The sequence below is a fragment of the Croceifilum oryzae genome, from assembly GCF_030814315.1.
In the GTDB taxonomy this organism is placed as follows: Bacteria; Bacillota; Bacilli; order Thermoactinomycetales; family Thermoactinomycetaceae; genus Baia; species Baia oryzae.
On the sequence record NZ_JAUSUV010000015.1, the window covers coordinates 21,609 to 38,845 of the forward strand.

The 17,237-nt window shown below is 43.7% G+C and carries 16 protein-coding genes; 15 read left to right on the top strand and 1 reads right to left on the bottom strand.

Going from position 1 to position 17,237, the window contains the following annotated elements:
* The first annotated feature begins 9 nt into the window (after positions 1–9).
* The 7 genes from J2Z48_RS13940 to J2Z48_RS13970 all read left to right on the top strand — a co-directional run bounded on the left by J2Z48_RS13940 (position 10) and on the right by J2Z48_RS13970 (position 7,872).
* Positions 10–1,710 carry a DAK2 domain-containing protein gene (locus J2Z48_RS13940; protein WP_307254502.1) on the top strand — a complete coding sequence of 567 codons (1,701 nt, stop codon included), beginning with the start codon at positions 10–12 and terminating at the stop codon, positions 1,708–1,710.
* An 11-nt stretch (positions 1,711–1,721) separates the two neighbouring features.
* Positions 1,722–2,585, top strand: coding sequence for a DegV family protein (locus tag J2Z48_RS13945; RefSeq protein ID WP_307254504.1), 864 nt, complete (start codon positions 1,722–1,724; stop codon positions 2,583–2,585).
* Between the two features lie 119 nt (positions 2,586–2,704).
* Positions 2,705–3,364: an L-serine ammonia-lyase, iron-sulfur-dependent subunit beta gene (gene sdaAB / locus J2Z48_RS13950; RefSeq protein ID WP_307254505.1), complete on the top strand. Its 660-nt coding sequence runs from the start codon at positions 2,705–2,707 to the stop codon at positions 3,362–3,364.
* Between the two features lie 87 nt (positions 3,365–3,451).
* Positions 3,452–4,339 (top strand): L-serine ammonia-lyase, iron-sulfur-dependent, subunit alpha, encoded by an 888-nt coding sequence (gene sdaAA, locus J2Z48_RS13955; RefSeq protein WP_307254573.1) that lies wholly within the window; start codon positions 3,452–3,454, stop codon positions 4,337–4,339.
* A complete protein-coding gene (gene recG / locus J2Z48_RS13960; RefSeq protein WP_307254507.1) occupies positions 4,336–6,384 on the top strand; it encodes an ATP-dependent DNA helicase RecG in 2,049 nt (682 codons plus the stop codon). Before sdaAA ends, recG begins: the two co-directional genes overlap by 4 nt.
* A gap of 158 nt (positions 6,385–6,542) precedes the next feature.
* Positions 6,543–7,040 carry a hypothetical protein gene (locus J2Z48_RS13965; RefSeq protein ID WP_307254509.1) on the top strand — a complete coding sequence of 166 codons (498 nt, stop codon included), beginning with the start codon at positions 6,543–6,545 and terminating at the stop codon, positions 7,038–7,040.
* Positions 7,041–7,260: 220 nt separating this feature from the next.
* The gene (locus J2Z48_RS13970) at positions 7,261–7,872 is read left to right on the top strand and encodes a prolyl hydroxylase family protein (protein WP_307254511.1); all 612 of its coding nucleotides are present in this window, start codon (positions 7,261–7,263) and stop codon (positions 7,870–7,872) included.
* A 74-nt stretch (positions 7,873–7,946) separates the two neighbouring features.
* On the opposite strand, the gene pepF is transcribed toward J2Z48_RS13970, so the two are convergent.
* Entirely contained in the window at positions 7,947–9,761 is a 1,815-nt protein-coding gene (gene pepF / locus J2Z48_RS13975; protein WP_307254512.1) for an oligoendopeptidase F, read from the bottom strand.
* A 259-nt stretch (positions 9,762–10,020) separates the two neighbouring features.
* Here pepF and accB point away from each other — a divergent pair, with 259 nt between their 5' ends.
* The 8 genes from accB (at position 10,021) to J2Z48_RS14015 (ending at position 17,147) form a co-directional block, all read left to right on the top strand.
* Complete coding sequence (gene accB, locus J2Z48_RS13980) at positions 10,021–10,545, top strand: acetyl-CoA carboxylase biotin carboxyl carrier protein (protein WP_307254513.1); 525 nt, start codon at positions 10,021–10,023, stop codon at positions 10,543–10,545.
* A 22-nt stretch (positions 10,546–10,567) separates the two neighbouring features.
* Positions 10,568–11,923: an acetyl-CoA carboxylase biotin carboxylase subunit gene (accC, locus tag J2Z48_RS13985; protein WP_307254515.1), complete on the top strand. Its 1,356-nt coding sequence runs from the start codon at positions 10,568–10,570 to the stop codon at positions 11,921–11,923.
* Positions 11,924–11,929: 6 nt separating this feature from the next.
* A complete protein-coding gene (locus tag J2Z48_RS13990; RefSeq protein ID WP_307254517.1) occupies positions 11,930–12,328 on the top strand; it encodes an Asp23/Gls24 family envelope stress response protein in 399 nt (132 codons plus the stop codon).
* Between the two features lie 75 nt (positions 12,329–12,403).
* A complete protein-coding gene (nusB, locus tag J2Z48_RS13995; RefSeq protein ID WP_307254519.1) occupies positions 12,404–12,823 on the top strand; it encodes a transcription antitermination factor NusB in 420 nt (139 codons plus the stop codon).
* 145 nt (positions 12,824–12,968) lie between these two features.
* Entirely contained in the window at positions 12,969–13,829 is an 861-nt protein-coding gene (gene folD, locus J2Z48_RS14000; RefSeq protein WP_307254521.1) for a bifunctional methylenetetrahydrofolate dehydrogenase/methenyltetrahydrofolate cyclohydrolase FolD, read from the top strand.
* A gap of 803 nt (positions 13,830–14,632) precedes the next feature.
* Complete coding sequence (gene xseA / locus J2Z48_RS14005) at positions 14,633–15,997, top strand: exodeoxyribonuclease VII large subunit (RefSeq protein ID WP_307254523.1); 1,365 nt, start codon at positions 14,633–14,635, stop codon at positions 15,995–15,997.
* Positions 15,990–16,247, top strand: a complete 258-nt coding sequence (gene xseB / locus J2Z48_RS14010; RefSeq protein ID WP_307254525.1) for an exodeoxyribonuclease VII small subunit — start codon at positions 15,990–15,992, stop codon at positions 16,245–16,247. The genes xseA and xseB overlap by 8 nt, the downstream gene beginning before the upstream one ends.
* A 3-nt stretch (positions 16,248–16,250) precedes the next feature.
* The gene (locus tag J2Z48_RS14015) at positions 16,251–17,147 is read left to right on the top strand and encodes a polyprenyl synthetase family protein (RefSeq protein WP_307254527.1); all 897 of its coding nucleotides are present in this window, start codon (positions 16,251–16,253) and stop codon (positions 17,145–17,147) included.
* Positions 17,148–17,237: the final 90 nt, after the last annotated feature.

Consider the following 17,237-nt stretch of genomic DNA (forward strand, 5'->3'; position numbering starts at 1 on the left):
GGAGCCCAGTTGGCACAACGCGAAATTGTTGCAAGTTTATTTTTACAAATGATGCGTGCGGGCGCGAACAATCTTAATCGCAACGTTGAGATGGTAAACGCCCTCAACGTTTTCCCTGTTCCAGACGGTGATACTGGAACCAATATGAGCTTAACGATTACATCTGGTGTAAAAGAGATGGAGAAGTTTGCGCATGAGGAAAACATCGGGAAACTAGCGGAAGCGCTTGCAAAGGGATTACTGATGGGTGCGAGAGGAAATTCGGGCGTTATTTTGTCCCAGCTTTTCCGTGGATTTTCAAAAGCATTAGCAGGAAATGAAACGATGAGCCCTCGCCAGTTAGCAGAAGCGTTTCAACGAGGCGTGGAAACGGCTTATAAGGCGGTTCTCAAACCCGTTGAGGGAACGATCCTCACAGTTGCACGAGAGGCGGCAGAGGCTGGTGTGAAGCGCTCTCGGAGTACGAACGATTCGATTGAAGTGTTAGAGGCTGTTGTAAATGAAGCCAAAGCCACTTTAGACCGTACACCGGAGATGCTTCCTGTATTAAAGCAAGCGGGTGTTGTGGATGCAGGTGGAGAAGGATTATTGCTAGTATATAAGGGAATGCTCTCTGTTTTAACAGGTGAAGTGGTGGTAGATCAACCAACGACTCAAGAGAATCTTCCTAGTTTAGAAAGTTTAGCTGAAATGGCTCATGATAATGCACAAGCGAAAATTGATCCAGCTACAATTGAGAATGGCTACTGTACAGAGTTTATGGTGGATTTAAAAACGACTCGCCGCCGCGTAGAGGCATTCTCTGAAGGGGATTTCCGCGAAGAGCTATCTCAATTTGGAGACTCACTCTTAGTGATCTCAGATGAAGAGCTTGTAAAGGTGCATATTCATGCGGAGCATCCAGGTGACGCTCTTAGTTATGCTCAAAAATACGGTGACCTGATTAAAATTAAGATCGAAAATATGCGTGAACAATATGCAACCGCAACCGAAGGGCATACATCTTCCTATTCTCATGGTCATGTAGAGAAACCAGCTATAGAGGTAGAGAAAAAGCCATATGGGATTGTATCGATCGTAGCAGGCTCCGGAGTAGCAGATATTATGCGTAGTTTGGGAGTCGATGTAGTGATCGAGGGCGGTCAAACGATGAATCCAAGCACGGAAGATATCGTGAAAGCGATTGGCCAAATTCATGCAGAGCATATTATCATTTTGCCAAACAACAAGAATATTATTTGGACTGCAGAACAAGTTGGCGAGGTAGTAGATGTACCTGTAACGGTATTAGCTACCAAGACGATTCCGCAGGGATTAGCTTCATTATTGGCATTTGATAAGGATGCTACACCTGAGGCAAACAAAACCAATATGACATCTGCTTATCAGGCTATCCGGTCAGGTGAGCTTACGTATGCCGTACGTGATACACAGATTGATGAGCATCAGATTAAACAAGGTGATTATCTAGGAATTACAGAAGGTAAGATAGAGGTAGTGGGGCAAGACTTGATGGAAACTGCCTTTACATTATTAGGTGAGATGGCGGTTGATGAAGCAGATGTCGTTACCGTTATCTACGGTCAAGATGTATCCTCAGATCAAGCAGATGAGCTCACAAAACGGCTGGGAGATGCATACCCAGATGTAGAAATTGAGGTTCATGATGGTGGACAGCCACTCTATTACTTCTTATTTTCTGTTGAATAGCGAGGTGCCTTATGGATCAAGTAAAAATAATTTGTGATAGTGCAGCAGATTTACCGCAAGAGTTAAGGGAAGAGCTTGGAATCAGCCTTGTTTCGATTCCGTGTCATATTGAAGGAACAACGTATTATGATGGTGTTGACTTCTTTGCTGATGAGTTTTATGTAAAATTAGCAGAGTGCAAAGAGATCCCATTTACTTCTCAACCGTCGCCGATGGATTATGTAAATGCATACCAGAAGGCGATTGATGAAGGTGCGAAGAAAATCCTTCTCGTTTCTCTTTCGTCCGGTCTAAGTGGTTCTTATCAAACAGCCGTTCTCGCTTCTACTATGCTGGAAAATCCAGATGTGGAGATTGAGGTATTTGATACTCGTTCTGCTTCTCTAGGAAGTGGCTTACAAGTGATTGCAGCTGCTCATGCGGCAAAGGCAGGTAAGTCGTTAGATGAGATCAAGGGGCTTTTAGAGTCAAATCGAGAGCATACTTCTATTTTTTTCCTAGTGGATACATTGGAATACCTTCAAAAAGGTGGACGAATTGGAAAAGCATCCGCGGTTGTAGGCTCACTTTTGAACATTAAACCCATTTTGTCTGTAAACCAAGAAGGCGTTGTCTATGCGGTAGATAAAGTGCGAGGGAAAAATAAAGCGTTTGAACGGTTATTTGGACTTGTAAAAGAGCAGGCTGGAGAAGGAGCTGTGTCGATCGGGATTATGCATGCACGTAATCCAGAGGAAGCTGATAAATGGATGCGACGAATCGAGCAGGAGTTTGAAGTGAAAGAGCTAATTGTGACGGAAATAGGTCCAGTTATTGGAACGCATGCAGGACCAGGTACTGTTGCGATCTCAGTAGCACCGTACCTAGAAGTCTAAACTAGGTTCTATGATGAATCCCCTTGTACCTTTTTTCTTGGTCTGATACATTTGTTAATAATTAGGATTTGGTGAATGAGGATTTTTATAGATCTTAGATGGATAGGGTGCGACTGCATATGAAATATCGTACAGTTTTTGATATCATTGGGCCTGTTATGATTGGTCCTTCTAGCTCGCATACGGCAGGCGCGGCGAGGATTGGTAGAGCGGCACGTACCATGTTTGGGAAGATGCCTAAGCGTGTTAGCATCATTTTATATGGTTCTTTCGCAAAAACGTATCGGGGTCATGGAACTGATATCGCTTTAGTTGGAGGATTGCTTGACTTTGATACGTTTGATACTCGTATGGCTGAGTCTTTAGACATCGCGAGTGAAGAGGGTATGAATGTCGAGTTTATCGAATCGGATGAACTTACTGATCATCCGAATACGGCTCGTCTGATCCTTGAGGATGGCGACCATCGTTTAGAAGTGGTAGGCATCTCGATTGGTGGCGGAAAGATGGAGATTACCGAGTTAAATGGCTTCCAGCTGAGTCTGTCGGGAAATGCTCCCGTTTTGTTGGTCTATCATCATGATCAACATGGAGCGGTCGCTGCTGTGGCCACTATCTTGGCTAAACACGAAATTAATATTGGATATATGCAAGTATCTCGTAAAGAAAAAGGGTCTCAAGCATTGATGTCGATCGAGACAGACCAAGTTGTGGACGAATCACTCCAAGAAGAGATTCGCAAACAACATGGCATGCTTTCAGTCACCGTTCTTTCATAAATATCAAACTTGTAACCCAAGTAAGAAGGCCTTTGAAAGTGTCTTTTGCTTGGGTTATTCTACTGTTGGAAAGGGGAGCTAAACATGTTGTTTCGCTCAGTGGCAGAACTAGTCGAATATGCAGAATCAGAACAACTAAAAATCTCGGATGTGATGATGCAACAAGAGTCAGATGTTATGAATCGTCCGATAGAAGAAATTTATCGTGAAATGGAAGAAAACCTTCGAGTGATGGAATTAGCCATTGAACGAGGTACAACCGAAGATCTGAAGTCCAAGAGTGGGCTATCAGGTGGAGATGCAAAGAAGATCATGATGTACCGTGAGAATGCTCCAGTTCTCTTAACAGGGACGACCGTTTTAGAAGCGGTTGCGAGTGCTACAGCGGTATCAGAAGTAAACGCGGCGATGGGGATTGTGGTAGCAACACCAACAGCAGGCGCTTGCGGGATTTTACCTGGCACGATCTCGACTGCATCGAAAAAATTGAATTCCAGTCGTGAGGATATGGTACGAGCTTTGTTCGTAGCAGGTGCGATTGGTTTTTGCATCGCAAATAATGCTTGTATCTCAGGTGCGGCTGGTGGATGTCAAGCGGAAGTAGGTTCTGCGACTGCTATGGCCGCGGCTGCTGTGGTCGAGATGGCTGGGGGTACTCCTTCCCAATCGGCGCAAGCAGTGGCCATTGCGCTGAAAAATATGCTCGGACTTGTCTGTGATCCTGTAGCCGGATTGGTGGAGGCTCCTTGCGTGAAGCGGAATGCCATGGGCGCCGCTATTGCGATGGTAGCCGCTGATTTGGCATTGGCGGGAGTTGAGAGCGTAATTCCGACTGATGAAGTGATCGATGCGATGTATAAGATTGGCCGAGATATGCCGGTATCATTGCGTGAGACAGCGTTGGGCGGTTTAGCAGCTACTCCGACGGGCCGTAGTTTGGAGCGGCAAATTTTTGGAAATGAGTCATCTGAATGAGTTTGGCTCAGTATTCGGTTGATGTGTTGTCTGGCGTCGGACCTCAGCGTAAACAGCATCTTGAGGAACTAGGAATTTACACGATTCAGGATGTTTTGGAGTATTATCCATATCGTTACATCGACTATCGGGTGACAGATCTAGGGGAAGCAGAGCACGAATCCCAAGTAACCGTTCAAGGGAGAGTTTATCAAGCTCCAAGCTTTCGATGGTTTAAAAAGAATAGCTCTCGATTATCCGCTCGTCTGGATGTGGATGGAATCATTGTCCAAGTGGTCTGGTTTAATCAACATTTTTTAAAAGATAAATTGATTCCCGGAAAAACGATTATGGTTTCGGGTCGTTTTGATCGGCATAAGTTGGAGATTTTAGCGAAGCGGACGTTTGTGAGCGAGACTGAGCAAGAGAAGCAGGCGGGTCGTTTGGAGCCTGTCTACTCTGTAAATGCCAACGTACAAATAAGTTGGCTTCGGAAATTAATTGAAGAGGCTTATGGAAGATTTGGCGGGGAGATTGAGGAGATTTTACCTTCTACTTTGATCGAAGAATACCGTTTGCTTCCTCGTGCCACAGCGATGTACTACCTCCATTTCCCTAAGGGACAGCAAGAAGGTCATCAAGCACGCAGACGTATGGCATATGAGGAACTTCTCCTCTACGAAGCGAAATTAATGTATCTACGGAAGCTTCAAAAGACGGAGATAGAGGGAATTTCTCATCGCTTTGACCATGAGAAGGTAGAAGATCTTGTCTCCAGACTAGATTTCCCACTAACAGGTGCTCAGAGGCGCGTCGTGGATGAAATCTTAGATGATTTACAAGCTCCTCATCAGATGAATCGCTTATTACAAGGAGATGTGGGGTCTGGGAAAACCGTTGTTGCGGCGATTGTCTTATATGCCAATTACTTATCTGGTTATCAAGGTGCGCTTATGGTTCCCACGGAGATCTTAGCGGATCAACACGCAGAATCGCTACAAGCCGTTTTAGGTCCACTGGGACTTACCATTGTCTCCCTCACAGGGAATATGAAAGCAAGAGAGCGCCGAGATACGTTGAGTCAGATTCAAATGGGGTTAGCTGATATCGTAGTAGGAACACATGCCCTCATTCAAGAGGGGGTTGTTTACCGCCAATTAGGCCTCGTGATTACGGATGAGCAACATCGTTTTGGCGTCAAACAACGCGCATTGTTACGTGAAAAAGGGAGTAATCCCGATGTCCTATTCATGACCGCGACTCCGATTCCGCGTACGCTAGCTATCTCGGTCTTTGGAGAAATGGATATCTCCACGATCGATGAGATGCCAGCTGGGCGGCAACCGATTGATACATATTGGGTGAAAAAGGATCTATTTCCCCGCATCGTTACCTTTGTTGAAAAAGAATGCCAGACAGATCGCCAAGCATATGTGATTTGTCCACTTATCGAAGAATCTGAGAAGTTAGATTTGCAAAACGCGCATGACTTATATGAACAACTAACCTTGGAGCTTTCTCCTATACGAGTTGGACTTCTCCATGGAAAGATGAATCCAGCGGAGAAAGAAGAAGTGATGCGAGCCTTTTCGGAAAATGAGATTCAAGTGCTGGTCTCTACGACAGTCGTTGAGGTAGGCGTAAACGTTCCCAATGCAACCGTGATGGTTATCTATGATGCGGATCGCTTTGGACTTGCTCAGCTTCACCAGTTGCGTGGACGGGTAGGAAGGGGCGGAGGTGCATCTACTTGTGTTCTAGTTGCGGATCCACGCTCCGAGCAAGGAAATGAGCGGATGAGGGTGATGACGGAAACAACGGATGGATTTGAGATCTCACGACGTGATCTAGAGATGAGGGGACCTGGTGACTTCTTAGGCGTGAAGCAGAGTGGGCTCCCTGCGTTTAAAGTTGCTAATTTGGCAGAGGATCTGAAGATCATGGAGGTAGCCCGAGCAGATGCGGCTTTGATTGTAAATGATCCTGAGTTTGGTTCGAAACCAGAGACGAAGCCAATTTACGAGCGTTTGCAGGCGGAGGGACTGGAAAGTAAGAGTTTTGATTAAGGATATTGTGAAAAAATAGATAGAAATAAAAATGAATCCTAACTGATCGTTTGGTTAGGATTTTATTTTGGAATGGTCATTCTAGATATAGATTAATAATGTAAATATGACTCTTGGTGCTGGCGCTAAGCAGTCATCTATAGGATAAGGTGAACTTTATGCACGATATTATAATTAGAAAAACGAAAGTTGCAGCTATTGTTGGTTTTGTTTGTGCACTTCTATATTCTCTTACCATTGCTATTGATCTTGACGTGTTAGATTTCTTTCTGGGTACAGTTATAACTTTTTTTGCTTGCTTACTTATCTCGGCCTCCTTTGGCACAGCTTCTTCGATTTATATTGATTGGATTTCTCGCAATGTGGAGAATAAAGGTTCAAAGTGGGCTCTAAAAATTGCTTTGTACGGAGTTTTTGGCTACATGGCAGACGCAATGCTATCATTTGATTCTAAGTTTACCATGATATATTTGACTGTGTTTTTCTCTTATATCTACTTTCTTGCAGATATCATTGTGAGTAAATTCCGTGGGGAAAAGATATGGCAGGATAATAATCAAATGCTTAAGATCGTTATGAGTTGCATAGTGATTTCGATTTTTCTAGTTTGTTTCGTGATGCAAAGTCCCTTGGATATTATTCAAAAACTGCCATAAATAACAAAACCTAACCAATGTACGGTTAAACTGTTTTTATCAACGGATCTTACTGGGGAGTAAGAGTTTTGACAACAAACCCTTCTGACAATGCGATCAGAAGGGTTTGTTGTGTGCGTCCGGCATGGAAGTCTATAAGGATGCAAGGACTGAAGATCGTTCTAGATGTATTAATTTACAGCATATATATCTTGTATAGTAGCAGGATAGGAGAGTTTGTATGATAAAAAATGCGACAATTTATTGTGAAGATCCGTATATTGCTTCTTATGAAGAGGTGGTGACGCCAATAGAATGCCAGCAGTTAATTGAGCTATCCAGGAACCAACTCAAAAAATCACAAGTCGCTAGTAACTCAGATGAAGAGCTCGGCATATATTCAAGTATAAGAAAATCGGAACAAGCTTGGTTGCCTCATCATCCTTGGTTACCTCATCATCTCAATCCAATCGTACTGCAAATATGTAAACGAATGGCTGAAACAGTTGGGCTACCCCTACATCATGCAGAGCCATTACAAGTAGCAAAATACTCTATTGATGGAAGATTTGAAGCTCATTGGGATACCTATCGCACTCCTCAAAAAGGTGGGCAACGTCTCATGACTGCTATTTTATATTTAAATGATGTCGAACAAGGAGGCGAAACAGCATTCTCCGATCTTAACCTAGCGATTACACCTACTGTGGGGAAAATACTACAGTTTGAAACTTGTAAAAAAGGAACTATTGAACCTCATCCTCTTTCCAAACACGAAGGATGCCCTGTTCAAAAAGGGGAAAAATGGATCGCAACTTTATGGTTTCGTGAAAGACCACAATATAAAATCTGAGAAAAAGCTATTAAGGTTCCGTGAAATAGAGTAGGAGGGGGCTGGTTTGCCCCCTCCTACTCTATTTCAGTTTCTTATTTCTGCTCTAGCAACATTTCTAACTCATCTAAGTACTCCTTAAACACCACAAATGCCTCGCGAATCGGTTCTGGGGAGTTCATATCAACACCTGCATGTTTCAGGATATCGATCGGACTTTGTGAGCTTCCCGCTTTCAAGAAGTCTAGATAGCGGTCAACTGCTGGCTGTCCTTCTTCGAGAATTTGCTTGGACAGGGCAGTGGCTGCACTAATTCCTGTAGAATACTGGTATACATAGAAATTGTAGTAGAAGTGAGGGATACGAGCCCACTCTAGAGCAATCTCTGGATCGATTACGACACCTTCACCAAAGTATTTCTTGTTAAGATCGTAGTACATCTGAGAAAGTACATCTGCTGTTAACGCCTCGCCAGCCTGATCTTTTTGATGAATCAGTAGCTCGAATTCTGCAAACATGGTTTGACGAACAATGGTGCTCCGGAACTTATCCAAATGATGCGTAATCAGATAGAGACGTTTCTGTGGATCTGTTGTGGTTTTTAATAAGTAGTCGTTCAATAAGTTTTCGTTACAGGTAGAAGCGACTTCCGCTACAAAGATTGAATAATCCCCGTAAACGTGTGGTTGAGTCTTCCGAGTGTAATAACTATGAACCGAATGACCAAACTCATGAGCGAGCGTGAACAGGTTGTCGACGGAGTTTTGCCAGTTCATGAGGATGTATGGATTGGTTCCATAGGTTCCAAAAGAGTAAGCCCCGCTTCGCTTCCCTTGGTTCTCATAAACGTCAACCCAACGGTTATCAAAAGCCGTTTGTAACACTTGTAGGTATTCTTCCCCAAGTGGATGTAGGCCTTTGAGAAGTAGCTCTTTTGCTTCTTCGTAGCTAACTTTCATCTCCAGCTCAGAAGTGAGGGGAACGAAAAGGTCATAAAGATGTAACTCCTCTAGCCCAAGCGCTTTTTTCCGGATATCAAAATAGCGATAGAGAAGCGGTAGGTGTTCATGAACCGTTTCAATGAGTTGATCGTATACCGTTTCCGGAATTTGATTGTCATTTAACGCCTTTTGACGTGCAGATCCGTACTGGCGAATTTTCGCAATGAGGTTTTGTTTTTTTACCTGTCCAGATAGGGTACTTGCAAGTGTGTTACGTAGCTTGCCGTATGTTTCATAGACAGCTTGGAACGCTTCTTTACGTACTCTAGAATCTTTACTTTCGAGAAGCTGAATGTAACGACCATGGGTAATTTCAACTTCTTCTCCCTTTTCATCAAGAATGGAAGGAAATTTAATGTCGGCATTGTTTATGTAACTAAAGGTGCGGCTAGAGGATCCTAGTACTTCACTTGCTTGTGCAAGTAGAGATTCTTCTTTTTCTGATAAAGTGTGGGAACGGAAACGATTTAGTATTTCCAGTTCATATCCATATAAAGAAAGTTTTTCGTGATCTTTTGCAAAAGAGGTGACTTTCTCTTCAGGAATTGCTAAGATTTCAGGGCGATAGTAGGACATAGCATTACTTGCTTCTGTCATTAAGCTAGCAGCGCGGTCGTTGTATGCTTGATAATGAGAGTTAGTGGTGTCTTGATCGTAACGCATACGAGCATAGACAAATACTTTGCCTAATCTCTCTGAAACTTGATCGCGGATATGTAATGCTTGAAAAAGAATATCGGCTGAACTCCCTAGTTTTCCTTGGAATTCGGCGAATTGGGGAAGAGTTGCTTTAATATCTCTATATTCTTGCTCCCATGCATCATCCGTGGCAAATATATCTTCTAATCGCCATGTATCTGGAGTGGCAATTTCAGATCGTTTTGGTAATTTTTTTGCTTTCGATTCCATCTTAGATCCTCCTTATGATATAAAACGATAAAAATGGACATTCTTATCTTTATTATACCTATGTGATGATATGAGGTAAATCGGATTGCAAGTACGCGGAATTTTCCAATGGATTTTTATGCGATATATGCATGGTAATATTCATTTAGAGAAGTGTCATCATTTTGACTGAATGGGTAATTCCTGCTGAAGGACTGGTCAAGCCTAGCAAAAACCATTATGATTAAACCGTTACCTGATTAGAAAGGAGCAAACATAAATGACATTTAAAATGCATGAAATTCGTGAACTTATTCGATTGATAGATGAATCTCAAATCGAAGAATTTGAAATCCAAAATGAAGAAACCACAATTAAGATGAAAAAAAATAATGGGGTTACGGTACCTACTGCAAGTTTCCCTGTTGCTGTGCAACCAGTGGTTCAACATGTGGAACAACCAACTCCAGTTGCAAGTCCTGTAACACCTGTTGCGACAGAGATGACGAGTCCAGCACCGGTAGTAGAAGCAACCCCGGCTGCACCTGAAGTGGAGGATGCTACTTTACATAAAATCGTCTCACCTATGGTGGGTACGTTCTATCGTGCACCTTCCCCAGATTCTCAGCCTTATGCAAAAGAAGGCGATCAAGTTCAAAACGAAACGATCGTATGTATCGTAGAAGCGATGAAGCTGATGAATGAAATTGATGCCGATGTAAAAGGCACGATTGTAAAAGTGTTGGCGGAAAATGGCCAGCTAGTTGAATATGGACAACCATTGTTCTTGGTAAAAACGTCCTGATCGTTCAGGAGGGGAACTGTGAATGTTTAAGAAGGTACTAATTGCAAACCGCGGTGAAATCGCTGTTCGAATCATCCGAGCTTGTCGAGAACTAGGGATTGCCACTGTAGCCGTTTATTCCGAAGCGGATCGAGAGGCATTGCATGTGAGTTTGGCTGATGAGGCTTTTTGCATCGGTCCAGCTCTATCTCGTGAAAGTTATCTAAACATGACAAACTTGCTTAGTGTAGCGACCTTAGTCGGTGTAGATGCGATCCATCCTGGATATGGATTTTTATCGGAAAATGCCGATTTCGCTGAGCTTTGTGCGGCATGTGGCATTACTTTTATCGGTCCATCGCCGGAAGCCATCTTAAAGATGGGGGATAAGACAACGGCTCGTGAAACGATGAAAGAAGCAGGAGTTCCGGTCGTCCCGGGAACGCAAGGTGTGATTGAAGATCTCGATGAAGCGGAAGAGATTGCTACTTCCATTGGCTACCCAGTTATCGTAAAAGCAACAGCTGGTGGCGGCGGAAAAGGAATGCGGATCGTACATAGTTCAGAAGAATTGCGTCATGCGGTTACGCTAGCGCAGAAGGAAGCTGAAGCCAACTTTGGAAATCCAGGTGTGTATTTAGAAAAGTTCCTTGTTGAGCCTCGTCATATTGAAATTCAAGTTTTAGCTGATTCCCATGGAAATGTCGTTCATTTAGGTGAGCGGGATTGCTCGATTCAACGTCGATACCAAAAACTGATTGAAGAAGCCCCATCTCCGGCATTAAATCCAGAGTTGCGTGAGCGAATGGGCCAAGCCGCGATCGCTGCCGCGCGCTCTGTTGACTATCAAGGGGTGGGCACGGTAGAGCTTCTCCTTGATCGGGATCGAAATTTCTACTTTATGGAGATGAATACTCGAATTCAGGTCGAACATCCTGTTACAGAGATGATTACGGGAATTGATCTGGTGAAAGAACAAATTCGGGTAGCCGCAGGAGAACCACTCCTAGTGAGTCAAGAAGATATTAAGATCAACGGCTGGTCGATCGAATGTCGGATTAATGCGGAGCGGCCTGATAAAAACTTTATGCCATCGCCAGGTACGATTAAAACGTACTTAGCTCCTGGTGGTATGGGGGTTCGAGTGGATAGTGCTTGTTATCAGGGCTATCGTATCCCGCCGTTTTATGATTCAATGGTAGCGAAGTTAATTGTCTGGGGAAAAGATCGCGAAGAAGCACTCGACCGCATGAATCGTGCACTACACGAATTTGCGATTGATGGTGTTCATACCACGATTCCTTTCCATCAACTCATGATCCAACATCCAAAATTTCGCTCTGGTGACTTTCATATTCAGTTTTTGGAAACGACTAATATATACGAGGAGGGAACCTAAGCTAATATGGAACATCAACCAACGCAAAATGGCAATCTAGGCAAAGTAGAGATTGCGCCAGAAGTGTTGCAAGTTATTTCTGGGCTAGCAGCGACAGGGGTTAAGGGAGTCATTAGTCTAAGTGGCGGTGTCGTCGAGAATTTTAATCAGTTGATTGGTCGGAAAAACCTTCGTCAGGGAATTACGGTAAACTTAGATGAGTCCACAACGATTGAGGTATCACTTGTTGTGGAATATGGGGTATCGATCCCAGAAGTAGGAAAGCAAGTGCAAGAAAGTATCAAATCGGCTGTTGAAACGATGACAGGCATTCAAGTAGACCAGATTGTGGTTCGTGTCGAAGGCATCAAATTTCCACAACCAGAAAAAACAAAAGATGGGGAATCTACCCCAAGAGTAAGGTAAGATAGGTAGTAGTAAGAAGTTACATCGAAACCGGGCCCAAGCAGGTGGCTCGGGTTTCTTTTTGGAGGATTTTAAATGAGTCGGAGATTATCAAGAGAAATAGCGATTCAATCTTTATATCAACAAGATGTGCATCCTGAGGCAGATCTCCAAATGATTCGTGAATTGGAGAAGAAGGTTCAGGGGGAAGATTTGGATTTTTATCGCTTTCTCGTGCAAGGTGTGAAAGAACATCACCCTCAGATTGACCCTATTTTAGAACGATATGTAAAAGAAGGCTGGAAGCTGAGTCGTCTTTCTGCTGTGGATCGAGCGGTGCTACGTGTAGCTACGTTAGAATTACTCTATCAACCAGAAACGCCATCTGGTGCGGTGCTAAACGAAGCAGTAGAGCTTTCCAAAGCATTTAGTGGTATGGAAACAAGCCGCTTTATCAACGGGATTCTAGGTAAATTAGCGAAAAATCTCGATCAATTACGGGAAGAAATACAATAGTAAGGGAGTAGAAGCGAATATTGCTTCGCTCTCTTTTTGTATTGTTCGGATTATCCTTTACAGCTTTAGTAGAAACGAATAAACTGGATGATAATATGTGAAACCATACATATCTAAAAACTACGGTCTATAAGGGTGATGACAAATGGCACAATTAATCGATGGAAAAAAAATCGCAAGTGATATTCGTCAAGAGTTAAAAGGGGAAGTTGTACAATTACAGGAGCAAGGAATTCGTCCGGGCTTGATGGTGATATTTGTTGGTCATAATCCAGCTTCCGAGTCTTATATACGCGGGAAAGTTCGTGCTGCCACGGAAATTGGAATTGCATCAGAAGTGCTTCGGATGGGTGAAGAAATAACGGAAAAGCAGCTTCTTGATAGAATTGAAGAATTGAACCAAGATGAAGCGGTTCATGGAATTCTAGTACAATTACCTCTACCGAAGCATATTGACGAGTTAAAAGTAATTGAAGCGATTTCGCCGGAGAAAGACGTAGATGGATTTACCCCGATTAATGTAGGGAAAATGATGACTGGATTGGAATGTTATCTACCTTGTACGCCATTTGGAATTATGCAACTTTTAGAGCGTTCTAATGTTACAATAGCTGGAAAGCATGTGGTTGTGATTGGAAGAAGTAATATTGTGGGGAAGCCGGTGTCGATGTTACTGCAACGCGCGAATGCTACGGTAACGATGTGCCATTCTCGTACTCCGGATTTAGCCACCTTTACCAAGCAGGCTGATATTATTGTGAGTGCTGTGGGGAGGATTGGATTGATTACGGCTGATCATTTGAAAGAGGGTGCGGTTGTGATTGATGTGGCGATGAATCGGAATGAGGACGGCAAGTTGGTTGGTGATGTGTTGTTTGATGAGGTATTTGATAAGGCATCGGCTATTACTCCTGTGCCGGGTGGAGTAGGACCTATGACGATTGCGATGTTGATGCATAATACGATTGAGGCGGCGAAACGTGCGAGTGAGGATAGTGCGGAGTAGGTAATAGGTTTGATTGATAAACTGTGGAATGAATAATTAGGAAGAGCTTGTTAAGAGTTGGCTTATTTGGCTTATTGAGGTCGGGATAGTTGTTTGAGTACTTTGTTGATTATCTAGATAGGATGTCCCGGGGCAATGTGTCTGACCACAGCTCAAATAGTGAGCCTGCGAGGATGTGAAAAAGCAAGTCCGCTCCGTCCTTCTCCACTTCGGGCAAGTGGCAAAACTCGCAAAGAACGCTCAAACATTGCCACAAAACGCCCAAGCTACGAAGAACTGCGCTGGGTAGGCTCACTAACATCGCAGTGGTCAGACACATTGCCCCTATTCCATCTCCATTGTCTAGGTAATTAACAGGCGTGTTGGGTGGCTAGATGACTGTAGACAGAGATTGCGACGAGTTAAGGATTGTTTTTTCTTCTTAGCCATTTTTTCTTAGGCATTTATTCTTTATCTATTCTACAAAAAAGCACACACCATACCACATCACTCAAAACGGACTATCGACGAAATCGATCGGAAGAAGCTTTGGGGGTGAATGTGCCTTTGAATGCCGCTTACAGAGCGGAGGCGGTTGGCGTAGGGATGAAGCGAGCAACATGTTTGAGCGAATGCGAGTTTTGCTCGCGCCCGTAGCAAATTGCCGTAGCGGTCTTTTCTACATCTGCGCAAGGCTTCAAGAGCACTGAACCCCCAAAGCTTCTTCTGGTCGTTCTGTCAAAAGCCCACAAGCCCAATCCCAGCCCAATTCAAGCCCCACCCAACTCAAAAACTTATACATATAGAGATAGCGAGGAACTAACATGCCCCATCGCAAAGAACGCGAAATCTGGAGTGTATCGGAGCTCGTTTCTCACCTCTCAGGACTAGTAGACCGAGACGAGCGTAGTAAAGCGGTCTGGATCCAAGGTGAGATTACGAACTTTATTCATCACACTTCTAGTGGACACATGTATTTCTCCATCAAAGATCAAACTGCTAAGATGAAAGCTGTTATGTTTAAATGGTCTAGTCGCTTTATACTCTTTAAGCCCAAGAATGGAGATCAAGTAACGATCCGTGGTGAGCTATATGTCTATGAAAAAGATGGCCAAGTTCAGCTAAAAGTCTTAGAGATGAAAAACAGCGGACAAGGGGATCTATATAGCAAATATCTTCAGCTAAAAGAACGTTTAGAGATAGAAGGGTTATTTACACGCCCTAAGAAACAAATTCCAACCTTTCCACGCCGTGTGGGGGTAATTACCTCTGCGCAAGGGGCAGTGGTTCGGGATATTATTACGACGATGAAGAGGCGTTACCCGCTTACCCAAATTGTGTTGCTTCCTGTAGCGGTCCAAGGGATGCATGCGGTACGAGAGATATCAGAGGCGATTCTGGAGATGAATCGATTAGCGGATGTCGATGTATTAATCGTCGGGCGAGGTGGTGGTTCGTTAGAGGAGTTATGGGCTTTTAACGAGGAAGTGGTGGTTCGTGCGATTGCCGAGTCCATCATCCCGATTGTTTCAGCTGTGGGACATGAGACAGATAATACGCTGAGCGATTATGTAGCAGATCTCCGAGCGGCTACCCCGACGGCAGCGGCAGAGATGGTGGTCCCTGACTTTCAAGAGATCGCGCAACGGTTTGAATCTCTTCAAACACGACTTCATCATACTTCTATCAAGTTGATAGAGGGACAACGGAGTAAATTAAACTCCATCCTGGAACGACCTATTTTCCAAAAACCAGGTGAACGGTTGGAACAGTATTCGCAACGTCTTGACTATCTCGAACGGGATCTGTGCAATCATGCTAAATCTAAGACAGCTAAAGGTGCTCTAAAAGTAGAACAGTTATCTTCACGACTATACAGGCTTCGGCCACATCAGTCTATTGCCTTATATCAAGAGCAATTATCTCGATTATGTCAGAACCAACTTCGAGCAATGAAGGCTACGATGGAGCGAGAAGAAAATCGTTTGGATCGTAATTTAGAAAAATTAGATGCCCTTAGCCCATTAAAAGTATTGAAACGAGGCTATTCGGTAGTGTATCGTTTTCATCAACCAGATGTAATCGCGTCTACTTCTCAAGTCAAACTAGGTGATTTATTAAAAATACGCATGCAGGACGGAATTGTAAAATGCCAAGTATTTGGAACGGAGGAACAGGGCGATGAGTAATAGTCAAAGTGTACAACCTTCTGAGCCCACTTCATTTGAAGAAGCAATGGAGCGTTTAGAAGAAGTTGTGAAACAATTGGAGCAAGGGGAAGCTCCGCTGGATCAAGCGATTCGTTTGTTTGCTGAAGGAAACCAATTAGCTTATTTTTGCCGCGAAAAGTTGAATTGGGCAGAGCAACAAGTGGAGATGTTGGTTCAAGAAAATGGAGAGTGGAAAAAGAAACCTTTCCAAAATGAGGAGGAGCTATAGACTGTGCCGACTATTCGAGATTACATACAGCAAAAAGCACAGCTCGTGCACGAAGAGCTAGATACATATACAAGCCAGCTTACGGATATTCCGCAACCGCTGTTGGATTCGATGCGCTATTCGTTATTAGCAGGGGGAAAACGGATCAGACCGGTTCTCGCAATTGCGACGGCCGAAGCGTTCGGGGCTGAGGCAGATCGAGTACTTCCATTTGCATGTGCTGTGGAAATGATTCACACCTATTCACTGATTCATGATGATTTGCCTAGTATGGATGATGATGATTATCGCCGTGGTAAATTAACTAACCATAAAGTTTATGGTGAAGCAATGGCGATCCTTGCAGGAGATGCTTTGCTAACGGAAGCATTTGGCTTGTTAGCTGATGGAGCTACTCAGGCTCATCTGCCCATGCATACTGCGATGTCTATTGTGAGAGAAGGAGCTACCTTAGCTGGTGCAAAAGGAATGGTTGGAGGGCAGGTAAGCGATCTATTAGCAGAAGATCGGCGAATTGATTTAGAAGATCTCCAGTCCATTCATAAACGGAAGACAGGCGACTTGATTGCATACTCGGTCCGCATGGGAGCTCGTGTTGCTGGAGTATCTCCAGGATCGATGCACTTTTTGAGCCAATTTGCTTATGGGATTGGATTAGCCTTTCAGATTCAAGATGATATCTTAGATGTGATCGGCGACCAAGAGAAGATTGGGAAACGTGTGGGGAGTGATGAAGCGAACCACAAGTCAACGTACCCGTCATTACTAGGACTTGAAGAATCAAAGAAGAAATTACATCACTGTATCGCACAAGCAAAGGTAGCACTCATGAATATTCCAGATTGCAACCCGGGGAGACTAATGGAGATAGCCGATTACCTAATGTCGCGTGATCGCTAGATTATGGTATAATAATAATTACGTTTAAAAAGAATGATATGAACATACATAGGGAATTGAGATCGTACCGGTTCGAACAAAGATTCGTGA